The 9,154-nt window shown below is 64.6% G+C and carries 14 protein-coding genes; 2 read left to right on the top strand and 12 right to left on the bottom strand.

Going from position 1 to position 9,154, the window contains the following annotated elements; genetic code table 11:
- Nucleotides 1–2: 2 nt before the first annotated feature.
- The 10 genes from B3E91_RS14260 to B3E91_RS14220 form a co-directional block, all read right to left on the bottom strand.
- Nucleotides 3–260 carry a hypothetical protein gene (locus tag B3E91_RS14260; RefSeq protein WP_287030044.1) on the bottom strand — a complete coding sequence of 86 codons (258 nt, stop codon included), beginning with the start codon at nt 258–260 and terminating at the stop codon, nt 3–5.
- Between the two features lie 48 nt (nt 261–308).
- Nucleotides 309–1,520, bottom strand: coding sequence for a phage major capsid protein (locus B3E91_RS14255; protein WP_287030090.1), 1,212 nt, complete (start codon nt 1,518–1,520; stop codon nt 309–311).
- Nucleotides 1,521–1,692: 172 nt separating this feature from the next.
- Nucleotides 1,693–2,529 carry a head maturation protease, ClpP-related gene (locus tag B3E91_RS14250; RefSeq protein ID WP_287030043.1) on the bottom strand — a complete coding sequence of 279 codons (837 nt, stop codon included), beginning with the start codon at nt 2,527–2,529 and terminating at the stop codon, nt 1,693–1,695.
- 2 nt (nt 2,530–2,531) lie between these two features.
- A complete protein-coding gene (locus tag B3E91_RS14245) occupies nt 2,532–3,842 on the bottom strand; it encodes a phage portal protein (RefSeq protein ID WP_287030042.1) in 1,311 nt (436 codons plus the stop codon).
- On the bottom strand, nt 3,835–3,999 hold the full coding sequence (locus B3E91_RS14240) for a hypothetical protein (RefSeq protein WP_287030041.1): 165 nt from the start codon (nt 3,997–3,999) through the stop codon (nt 3,835–3,837). The genes B3E91_RS14245 and B3E91_RS14240 overlap by 8 nt, the downstream gene beginning before the upstream one ends.
- Nucleotides 3,996–5,729, bottom strand: coding sequence for a terminase large subunit (locus B3E91_RS14235; RefSeq protein WP_287030040.1), 1,734 nt, complete (start codon nt 5,727–5,729; stop codon nt 3,996–3,998). The genes B3E91_RS14240 and B3E91_RS14235 overlap by 4 nt, the downstream gene beginning before the upstream one ends.
- Before the next feature lie 4 nt (nt 5,730–5,733).
- Nucleotides 5,734–6,210 (bottom strand): phage terminase small subunit P27 family, encoded by a 477-nt coding sequence (locus B3E91_RS14230; protein ID WP_287030039.1) that lies wholly within the window; start codon nt 6,208–6,210, stop codon nt 5,734–5,736.
- Nucleotides 6,211–6,302: 92 nt separating this feature from the next.
- Nucleotides 6,303–6,707 carry an HNH endonuclease gene (locus B3E91_RS22305; protein ID WP_414708262.1) on the bottom strand — a complete coding sequence of 135 codons (405 nt, stop codon included), beginning with the start codon at nt 6,705–6,707 and terminating at the stop codon, nt 6,303–6,305.
- A complete protein-coding gene (locus B3E91_RS14225) occupies nt 6,707–7,036 on the bottom strand; it encodes a hypothetical protein (protein ID WP_287030038.1) in 330 nt (109 codons plus the stop codon). Before B3E91_RS14225 ends, B3E91_RS22305 begins: the two co-directional genes overlap by 1 nt.
- Nucleotides 6,984–7,388, bottom strand: a complete 405-nt coding sequence (locus B3E91_RS14220; RefSeq protein WP_287030037.1) for a hypothetical protein — start codon at nt 7,386–7,388, stop codon at nt 6,984–6,986. Before B3E91_RS14220 ends, B3E91_RS14225 begins: the two co-directional genes overlap by 53 nt.
- Nucleotides 7,389–7,528: 140 nt before the next feature.
- Here B3E91_RS14220 and B3E91_RS14215 point away from each other — a divergent pair, with 140 nt between their 5' ends.
- Both B3E91_RS14215 and B3E91_RS14210 read left to right on the top strand, forming a co-directional pair.
- Nucleotides 7,529–7,708 (top strand): type II toxin-antitoxin system HicA family toxin, encoded by a 180-nt coding sequence (locus B3E91_RS14215; RefSeq protein WP_287030036.1) that lies wholly within the window; start codon nt 7,529–7,531, stop codon nt 7,706–7,708.
- A gap of 49 nt (nt 7,709–7,757) precedes the next feature.
- On the top strand, nt 7,758–8,189 hold the full coding sequence (locus tag B3E91_RS14210; protein ID WP_287030035.1) for a type II toxin-antitoxin system HicB family antitoxin: 432 nt from the start codon (nt 7,758–7,760) through the stop codon (nt 8,187–8,189).
- A 104-nt stretch (nt 8,190–8,293) separates the two neighbouring features.
- Here the strand turns inward: B3E91_RS14210 and B3E91_RS14205 are convergent, their stop codons facing one another.
- Entirely contained in the window at nt 8,294–8,857 is a 564-nt protein-coding gene (locus B3E91_RS14205; RefSeq protein ID WP_287030034.1) for a hypothetical protein, read from the bottom strand.
- A 12-nt stretch (nt 8,858–8,869) separates the two neighbouring features.
- Nucleotides 8,870–9,100, bottom strand: a complete 231-nt coding sequence (locus B3E91_RS14200; protein WP_287030033.1) for a hypothetical protein — start codon at nt 9,098–9,100, stop codon at nt 8,870–8,872.
- Between the last annotated feature and the right edge of the window lie 54 nt (nt 9,101–9,154).

Raw genomic sequence — 9,154 nt, 5'->3', positions numbered from 1 at the left:
GGTCACTCCTTCGCCTTGGGCGCGGTTTCACTGGCGAGTCCCCGGGCGACCAGTTGCTGGGCCTGGGCCTTGGTAACGGCATAGCCGGCACCGCCCTTGCGACGGATTTCGCCGCCGTCCTGGTAGGTGCGCAGCGGGTAGATGGTGACAGTGGTGTCCTTCTCCGCCGGTTTGGTCTTTTGCTCGGCGCTGTCGGCAGGTGCGGCGGCCGACGGTGCGGTGGCTGCAGCGGCAGCCGCCGGGGTAGTGGTGCGTGCCATGGTGGTTCCTCCTGGCCCGGCCGCCGGAGCGGCCGGGTCGTGGTTGGCTTAAGCGCCGGTGAGCGGGCCGGTGACGAAGGCTTCGGGACGGTACACGGCGAAGGCCAGGCGCTCTTCAGCGCGGATGGTCACCATGTTCTTCTCGAAGTCGTCGGCGTTCTCCGTGGATACGAGTACCTCGATGCCCATGCGGTCGAAGATCTGCGCCGCCAGGCTGAATGCCCCGACGAGGAAGTCGTTCTGGACCATGGCCTGGGTCTCGACCACCGGTAGGTTCCAGAGGCGCGGCGAGGTGCCTTCCTGTGGGCGACCGATCAGGTAGCGGTTCTCGCCATCCTTGAGCAGTTCGATCAGCGCCCAGTCGATCGGGTGCAGCACGATGCCGGTGGATGGGAACTCGGCCAGGGTCGCCTGCAGCAGTGCCAGGCGGATGCGGTCGATGCGCTGCTCGGCGGTCACGGTCACGCCGGCAGGCGCGGCGTATTCCTGGGCCTGCGGAACGATACCGGCGATGTTGTTGCCGGTGCCGTTGCCGTAGAGCATCTGCGCTTCCTCGGCAAGCAGCAGCCCGTAGCGAGCACGCGCATCGATGAAGCTCTGCAGCGCGGCGGCATCGTCGAGGATCTGGCGGCTGCCCTTGAACAGGTGCGCGATGGTGCGGACGTTCGCGGTTTCCAGTTCGAAGGTCAGGTCGCTGTAAGGCTTCTGCGCGCCTTCGGCGACGATCGCGGCGTTGTTGGTGAAGCCCGACTCGCGGACGTACTCAATGGAGTTGCTGCCGGTGGTGCCCGGCGCCACCAGGTCGCGAATGGTGAGGCGGCGCTCCGGAATGGCGAGCACACCGGGGCGGCGGTCGGCCGGTACCAGGTCACCGCCAGAGCCAGTCACGGAGGTAATCGCAGCGCGCGGCACCTCAACACGACGCGAGCCGCGGAAACCACTGCCCACGCCCTCTTCCTTGAGCTTTGCAGCAACCAGTGCACCTGCCGACTCCTGGCGCTCGTCCTGGTCGCGCGTTCCGGCGCTGACCAGCTTCTGCTCGGCTTCCTGCATGCGCGCCTGGAGTTCGCCTTGCTTCAGCAGCAGCTCGTCGACCTTGGCGCGCGCTTCCTGGCTCATTTCCTTGTGGCGCGCGACGTCCTTGGCGGCCTGTTCGGCATGCACCCTCAGCTGATCGCCAATTTCCTTCAGGTTGGCCTTCACTTCGGTGTACTGCTGTTCGATGTCGGCTTCGCCGACTTTGCCGAGCTGGCTGCGCATACCGGTATAGCGGGCAGTGCCCGGTTGCACCAGGAAGGCGGAGCCAAACGCCAGCAGCGCAGCGGCGACCAAGGACTCTTTGGAGATGCCCATGACAAGCGGCACCAGCGCGATGACGGCGAGCACCGTCATCATGAACGTCGGGGAGAGACGGAATTTCATGGTGTGTTCCTCAGAAGGGGAATTGAAGTTTCGGGAGCGGTTCCAGCGAGAGCTCGACAGCGCGCGGCGTATCGGTCGGACCAGCGTCATGCATGGCCCCGCCAGCAGCGCGCGGCGTGCTGGACTTGAAAGTGGCGAAGAGATCGCGGCGCTCGGCGCGGCTCATACCGGCCTTGGCCAGGGCGATGTCCATGGCCTTGAGCGCGCTGGTCTGGCGGCTTTCGTCCGTCTCGCGTTCGGTGAGCTCGTCGGCGGAGAGCAGCGACGTGGCGAGGCCCAACTCCATGGCGCGCTTGCCGCGGATGAACGTTTCGTCGTCCATCAGCTCGCCCATGTCCGCTGCCGGCTGGCCGCTGACTTCTCCGTAGAGATCGGCCATGGCGGCGTCGAACTCTTCCAGGTCGTCTGCGGTGGCGCGAAGGCCGTGCCGGTTGCCGTCGAGCCGGGTCCAGCAGTTGTGGATCATCAGGAAGCCGGTGGAGGCGATCTGCCGCTCGGCGCCAGCCATGGCGATGACGGAAGCGGCACTGGCGGCGAGACCGAGGACCTTGGTGGTGACTTTCTGGCTGTGCTCGCGCAGGCGGCTGTAGATGGCGAGGCCCTCGAACATGTCGCCGCCGGGCGAGTTGACGTAGACGGTGACTTCCTTGTCGCCGATGGTGCGCAGCGCGGCGTCGATGCGGTTGACCGTCACACCCTCGCCGTACCAGTCCTGGCCGATCACGCCGTAGATGGTGATGGTGTTGGAGGTGGTTTCCACCGCCGCCTGGATGGCCGGGTTCCAGCGTTCGAGCGCACGGGGGCTGAGCTCGCAACGGAAGCTGCCAGCTTTGAGTTTGGGGAACATGGTTACTCCTTGGAGGGCGCTGGGTCGGTCAGCCAATTCTGCAGGGCGGCGCGCACGGCCTGGCCGTCGCCGCCCTGCCCGAGGGCATCGAGCGGGGTGAGGTTGCTTTGCACGGTGAGCACATCGGCGTTGCCGCCCTTGCGCGGGAGGTTTTCTCGCATCCGGCAGTCGTCGCGGGTGTAGATGCCGTTCTGGGTCATCTTCGAGTAGAACTCGGCGCGCGCTTCACTATCAGCGCGCAGCAGGCCCTCGATGGCGAACTCGGGATATAGCGAGCGGCGCTCGGCAGGCGTGAGCAGGTGCTTGCTGATGGCCTCCTCTATCCGGCGCATGTAGGTGCGCAGGGTGAAGGTGAGGAAGCGCAGCATCTTCTGCTCGAGCCCGGTACCCCAGTTCGAGGCCTTGTCGGCGTAGCCGATGATGGTCGGGTCGATCAGGAAGAACCGGCAGATGTCCTCAGCGCTGTACTGGCGGGACTCGAGGAGCTGGGCGTCGATCGGGTTGATGCCGATGGTCTTGGCAGTGACGCCCTCCTCCAGCACCGGCGACAAGCCGGCGTTCATCGCACCCGAGATGCGCCGGACGTAGTCGCGGAACTCGTCGCGCTGCTCGGGCTTGAGGGTGCGATTGACCTCGAAAGCTACGGTTTGGTGCAGGCCGTTCTTGAAGGTCGAACCGGCCACGTCCTCTGCCGACATCGCGGAGCCGAACACGTCGGCGCCATAGGAGATCGGCGAGAGGCCGATCTGGCCATCCAGCGAGAACGCCGGGATGTGCAGCATGTTCTCTCGGGCGATCTGGCGACGAGCGCCTTTTCGTGGGGTGTACCAGTACTCGAGGTTGCCGGCGCTGTCGGCATCCACGTCCACCCGGCCCGGCATGAGGAAGTCGAGCGCAACGACCCGGGCGCCGGAGCGGTGAATCTCGACGTAGGCATTCCCCTTCAGCAGCATGGAGGCGACAACGGCCTCCCAGAACTGCACGGACGTCATCCGGCTGTTCGGGCTGCTGCGCAGAATCCAGTGAAGGTCGTGATCGCTCGCCGCTTCCCTGCCGCCATCATCAAGCCGGCGGTAGAGCCCCAATGGCAGCGTGGCGATGGTTTCGGAGATGATCCGCACGCACGACCAAACGGCGGTTAGCCGCATGGCGTTGTTCACCGTGACCGTCTTGCCGCTGGCGGATACACCGCCCATGAACTGTGACCAGAAGCCGCCATCCGTGAGGCGGATGGGTTTACCGATCCAGTCCGCCAGGGACGCGCGCGGCGCGGTGGCGGCGCGGTTCAGCACGTGGATCAGGGATTTACTCACCGGTCAGTCCCTTGCGCACGAAGCCTGCGACGCAGAAGCACGACGCGGCACCGCCCAGCAGTGCCCAGCCCGCGCCGAACAACACAAGAACCCCGCCCACGAGCAGGCCGAAGCCCAGCATCCCGGTCAGGATGTAGATGACGGTTGCGACGTTCATGCGAAGAGAGGGTCCCGGATTGCTGCCATGAAGGATTTCTCGCCGGCGGCATGTGAGTCGGTAACGGCAGCCATAGCCCGGCCCACCGCCATGATCAGCGCGACGGCGCCATCGATCTTGTTGTCGTTGCCCTGCTTGATCGGCCTGACCACGTCGTCGTTGCCAGGCAGGTTCTTGCCGATCACGTTGCCGATGCACCAGCTCATGATGATGTTGCCGTCGTGGTGGAACCGGCCGCTGGCGATCGCCGCTTCCAGCTCCTTCATCGGGCTGCTCATGTTGGTGTAGTTCTGGGTGATGACGACCGGCGTCAGGCCTTCGTCCTCCAGCTCGTGCTGCAGGCCGGTGGCGCCGTGCGGGTCAATGGGGCTTTCCCTGACCGGGCTGGCGCGGGCCGCCTCGCAGGCTTCGGCGAGGATCTCGCGGTAGTCCACCTCGGCGCCGGGCGTTTCGATCAGGTCGCCGGTGTTTACCCAGGCCTGGAAGCGTTCGGCCATGCGCTGGTTGTCGCTGGAGCGCACCTGGTCCTCTGGCACCCAGAACCTCGGCGAGACGCAGTAGTAGTGGATCTTCTCGTCGATCACTCGCCAGAACAGGCGGGCCATGCTGTTCATGTCCAGCTTGCGCGCCAGGTCGAAGCCGAGGATGCACTCCTGGCCCTCGAACTGTTCCAGGGTGAGGCTGGTGTCCTCGCATTCGCGCCAGGACTCCATGTTGAAGAAGCCGGTCTTCGCCGACACCCAGACGTTCAGATGCTTCGTCTTGAACGTGTTGGTGAAGCGCGCCGAGCGGATGGCGCGCTGCTGCTGGCTGGCGAGGTACTCCTGGAACACCGACACGCCGAAGTTCGGGTTCGCCTTGGCCATGACCTTCGGGTCGGTCCAGTCGTCGCCCTCGTCGATGGTCCAGATCCAGCCGAAAAGCTCGTCGTCCGGCACGGTGCCCTCGAGCATCTCCACGACCTGGCGGCGCTTGTCGTAGCACGGGCCTTCGATGTTGGCGCCGGCGGTGGTGATGATGAACATCAGCGGCTGCCGGCGGGCGCCCATGCCAGTGAGCATGGTTTCGTACAGCGCCGAGCTGTCGTGCTCGTGGTATTCGTCGACGATCGCGCAGCTTGGCGATGCGCCGTCGCCCGGGTTGCCAATCAGCGGCTCGAAGCGGCTGGCATCCAGCGGGCGGTTCATGTTGGAGGCGTTGACCTCGATGCCGGCCGCCTCGATCAACATCGGCGAGCGGGAGACCATCAGGCGTGCGGGGCGGAACACCTCCCAGGCCTGCTTCTCGGTCGTGGCGCCGGCGTAAACCTCGGCACCGAACTCGTCGTCCGCGGTGAACATGCTGATGCCGACGCCCGCGGCGATGACGCTCTTGCCGTTCTTGCGAGGTACTTCCCAGTAGCTCTCACGGAAGCGGCGAAAGCCGGTCTTCTTGCGGACCCAGCCGAACGTGCAGGCCAGCCCGAAGAGCTGCCAGGGCTCGAGGGTGACCAGCTGCCGCTTGAAGGCCCACTCGCCCTTGGTGTGCGGCATCATTTGGATCAGGCGGAGCTTCTTCTCGGCCTTCGCCGCGTCGAAGCGGTATCGGAACTTGGCGGATCGGCTGACAGCCAGGTCGCAGAAGTGCCGCTGCACCGCCAGTTGCACATAACGACAGCACGGCACCTTGCCGGCAACCACGCGCTTGCCCCAACGCATCGCCGCTTCGACGTTGGGGTACTTCGCGGCCATGTGGTCAGGTCAGCAGGTCGAGGAACGGGTTGTTGGCTTTGGATTTCTTGCCGCCGGTGAGGCGGGTCCGGCTCGAAGGGTCGAGGCCGAGCATCGCGCCGAAGGTGACCATCTGCGCCATGGCTTCTTTCGCGGCGGTGAGCGCCGGATTCTTCATCGGGCTGCCCATCGCGGACTGCACAACCGGACCGTGCTCCACCACCATCGCCTGGGCGGCGCGCCAGTTGGCGTAGGCGGTGCAGAAGGCCTCGACGTTGTGCAGGTCGGTGATGCAGACGATCTTCTGCGCGAGCAATTCGGGGAGCACCATCTCCCACATCTGGATGGCCAGCGGCTGCATCCACTCAGGCGGATCAACCTGGGTGATCTCGCTGAACTGCGGCTCCGCTTTATTCAGTGCGCGCTTGCCAGGATTGCCAGCGAGCGCCTTCTGAGAGGTGGGCTTGGGGCGGCGCCCCGATCGCCCCTTGACCCCCGGCATCGGCGCGACTCCTGAATTTCATTTTTCGCGGGTGTGAAAATCCGGCTCCCCCCGTCGTTCGGGACGAGGAGGCTCCAAGGTTTCGACCCGCCCTACCCCCTGCCCTGGCGCCCCTGCAGGCCCACCCGTAGGCCGATCCGGTTGTGGCACGGCCAGCACAGTGCGCGCAGGTTCGACCACTCCAGGGAGATCTCAGGGTGCGTCTTGCGGGGTTGGATGTGGTCTACCATTTTGCTCGGCGTCACCCGGCCTTCTCGCTCGCATTCACAGCACAATGGGTGCAGTTTCCGAAAGCGAATGCTCAGGCGTTTCCACCGCTCGGTCTTGTAGAAGGAATCGGACTCGTCGCGTTGTTCGTTGTACGCCTGGTGCACCTGTTGGCGACGGGCTTGTTGCTTGGCATCGGCCAGAGGCTGGTGTCGGGCGCAGTAGCCATGGCCGCGCACGAGAGTCTGGCAGCTTGGCCAAGGGCACGGCTTGAGGGGGCGGACGGGCATCAGGGCGTGCTCTGAGTTGGTGGCTGAGCAACCACATCCGCAGCTTTGTTGGCGGCCTGGCTGGCCGTTTCCGCAGCCGAGGCCGCGGTCTTGGCGGCCTCGCTGGTGGTCTCCACCAGGCTCTCCAGTCGCTCGTCCTTGCGCCCCATCGCGTGGTCGTAAGCCGCACGGATGCTCGTCAACTCGATGATCATCATCTGGTGCGCGTTGTACATCGCGATCTGATAGCCGATGGTCATGCCGGACAACACCAACAGCCCGGCGATCAGCCACAGTTCAGCGCGGCGCCACCAGTGTTTCGCTCGCTTCACCACTGTTTCGCCGTTCATTGCCGCTCCTCTGCATCGCCTGCCGCAGCTGGGCGACTTCTTTTGTGAGTTCCGTGATGTGGCCCTCCTGCAGATCCAGCTGCGACTTCATCGCCCTCATCGTGCCCGTAAGCTCACCGATGGTTTTGTACATGTCGTTGCGCTCCCTGGTTACCGTCTCCAGCAACCCACGCAGCTTGTCGTTCTCGCCGGTCAGGCGGTCGAGCATGTCCTTCTCGGCGCGGTCATTGGCTACCGAAGCATTCGTTCCCGAGACAAGCTTCCGCAGCCAGGTCATTGCCCAAGCTAGGCCAATTCCCCCGGCGGTGAACCACCCAACCGGGTTTCCGCTGCCCAGGTCATTGGGGTCCATACATCAGCTCCAGAGATGAAAATCGACCAGCACGCGCCCGATAAGACGGGTGCCACCGAGCGTTGCTTTATGCAACATATGTGTTGCTTTACAACAAATTTGTTGTATATTGAAGCCATCCCAACAACAGAGATGAGGTGATGAAGCACAGCGAGTTCAGACGATGGTTGAAGGCCCAAGGGGTGACCTTCGAAGCCGGCAAGGGAACCAGCCACTTCAAGGTCTACTACAAGGGCAAGCAGACGGTCTTCGCGGACCACGGATCGAAGGAAATGCCCGAACCGACCCGCAAGGCGATCATCAAGCAACTGGGGCTCTAAGGAGCCCCTTCACCACGTCAGCACTGTGCGATCACCCTATGGAGTGACCATGTACGACTATGCAATCCGGTTCGAGAAGGACGACAGCGCGCCAGGGCTGGCAGTGTTCTGCCGTGACCTTCCGGAGCTGAACTCCTATGGCGATGACGAAGCGCATGCGCTTTCAGAAGCGCTGGATGCCATAGAGACGACGCTGTCGATCTACGTCGACCAGCGCCGCGCCATCCCGGTAGCGTCACCACCAGAAGCTGGCGAACACGTAATCCACCTTCCAGCGGTGACCGTGGCGAAGATCGCGCTATGGAACGAGATGATGGCGCAGGGTATGCGCAAGGCAGATCTGCGTCGGCTGCTGGCCGTATCGCCACCCCAGGTGGATCGCCTGGTCGACTTTCTGCACAGCTCGAAGATGGACGCCCTTGAAGATGCTTTGGCCAAGCTCGGCAAGCGCCTGGTGCTGAGCGTAGAACCAGCGGCCTGAAACAAAAAAGCCCGGCTCAATGGCCGGGCTCTGGTGTCGTCTGCGTCCTAACCACGCGCAGAATCGACAGGATGGGATTAATTTCGCTCAGTCGCGCACTGGAGTCAAGCGGCGGCGTGGTCGATCAGCAACCCCTCGGCGGCCATCACCTCGTGCGCATGGTTCACCGCCTCGGTCACCTGCCCCTCCAGCCAGTTACGAATGTCACGGCGCCACCGGTTGCGCGTCTGCTCCGGCCGGCCCTCGCCCTCCCAGCGGTTCATGTCGTAGTAGCTGTCCGGCAACACCAGCATGTCCGTCGAGCGCTTGCCCTCGACGCCCTTCAGCTTCGGGATCGCCCAGGTGGTGACGGCGTACTGCACGAACAGCCGGCCAGCCGGGGACGGCACGAACGGGATCGCCGCTGCGATCGCCTGCACCTTCCGCCCCTTGTGCGTCGAGTACTTCGCCACCAGCACATTCCAGTGCAGCGGGCGGAGCTGGCTGTGCAACCGCGCGTGCAGCCAGCAGTCGATGTCCCTCATCACTTCGGCTGGCAACCCCATGCCGGACGGTTCCACCTGGTAACCCGCCGAATACAGCTTCTGCCAAGCCTGCTTCGCCGTGCTGTCGATCGCGTCGGCCGCCAGGCAGCGAACCAGCGCGCTCAGTGTGTCTCTGTAAACCATGCCCTTCTCCCCTCAATCGCCCGTCCAGTTCCCGCCGCCGCGGTGATGCTTGTTCTCCCTGCCGCCGTAGTCCGCCGCTGGCCCGGCCGGCTGGGTTTGTTCGTACAGCCGGACGATCTGCATCGCCCGATTGAGCCGCAGGCGCAGCAGCACGACCAGTTCCTTCGGATCGATCCGTTCGCCTGACGCCCGGTCCACCAGCCCGCCACCGTCGCAGCTGGCGCACTCCATGTCGTGGAACACTCCCCGGATCCACCCGTTGCCCTGGCACGCCTCGCACTCCTTCAACGGTCGCTG

Origin of the sequence: Pseudomonas sp. UBA6310, from assembly GCF_002438225.1 — a bacterium.
GTDB lineage: Bacteria > Pseudomonadota > Gammaproteobacteria > Pseudomonadales > Pseudomonadaceae > Pseudomonas_O > Pseudomonas_O kuykendallii.
This window is presented reverse-complemented; position numbering and strand designations above follow the sequence as displayed.

Coding starts and splice junctions, on each gene's coding strand:
- B3E91_RS14250 (WP_287030043.1), bottom strand. CDS start 2,529: ATGTTCCCCAAACTCAAAGCTGGCAGCTTCCGTTGCGAGCTCAGCCCC.
- B3E91_RS14220 (WP_287030037.1), bottom strand. CDS start 7,388: ATGGACCCCAATGACCTGGGCAGCGGAAACCCGGTTGGGTGGTTCACC.
- B3E91_RS14235 (WP_287030040.1), bottom strand. CDS start 5,729: ATGGCCGCGAAGTACCCCAACGTCGAAGCGGCGATGCGTTGGGGCAAG.
- B3E91_RS22305 (WP_414708262.1), bottom strand. CDS start 6,707: ATGCCCGTCCGCCCCCTCAAGCCGTGCCCTTGGCCAAGCTGCCAGACT.
- B3E91_RS14240 (WP_287030041.1), bottom strand. CDS start 3,999: ATGAACGTCGCAACCGTCATCTACATCCTGACCGGGATGCTGGGCTTC.
- B3E91_RS14255 (WP_287030090.1), bottom strand. CDS start 1,520: ATGCGCAGCCAGCTCGGCAAAGTCGGCGAAGCCGACATCGAACAGCAG.
- B3E91_RS14225 (WP_287030038.1), bottom strand. CDS start 7,036: ATGAACGGCGAAACAGTGGTGAAGCGAGCGAAACACTGGTGGCGCCGC.
- B3E91_RS14260 (WP_287030044.1), bottom strand. CDS start 260: ATGGCACGCACCACTACCCCGGCGGCTGCCGCTGCAGCCACCGCACCG.
- B3E91_RS14205 (WP_287030034.1), bottom strand. CDS start 8,857: ATGGTTTACAGAGACACACTGAGCGCGCTGGTTCGCTGCCTGGCGGCC.
- B3E91_RS14215 (WP_287030036.1), top strand. CDS start 7,529: ATGAAGCACAGCGAGTTCAGACGATGGTTGAAGGCCCAAGGGGTGACC.
- B3E91_RS14230 (WP_287030039.1), bottom strand. CDS start 6,210: ATGCCGGGGGTCAAGGGGCGATCGGGGCGCCGCCCCAAGCCCACCTCT.
- B3E91_RS14210 (WP_287030035.1), top strand. CDS start 7,758: ATGTACGACTATGCAATCCGGTTCGAGAAGGACGACAGCGCGCCAGGG.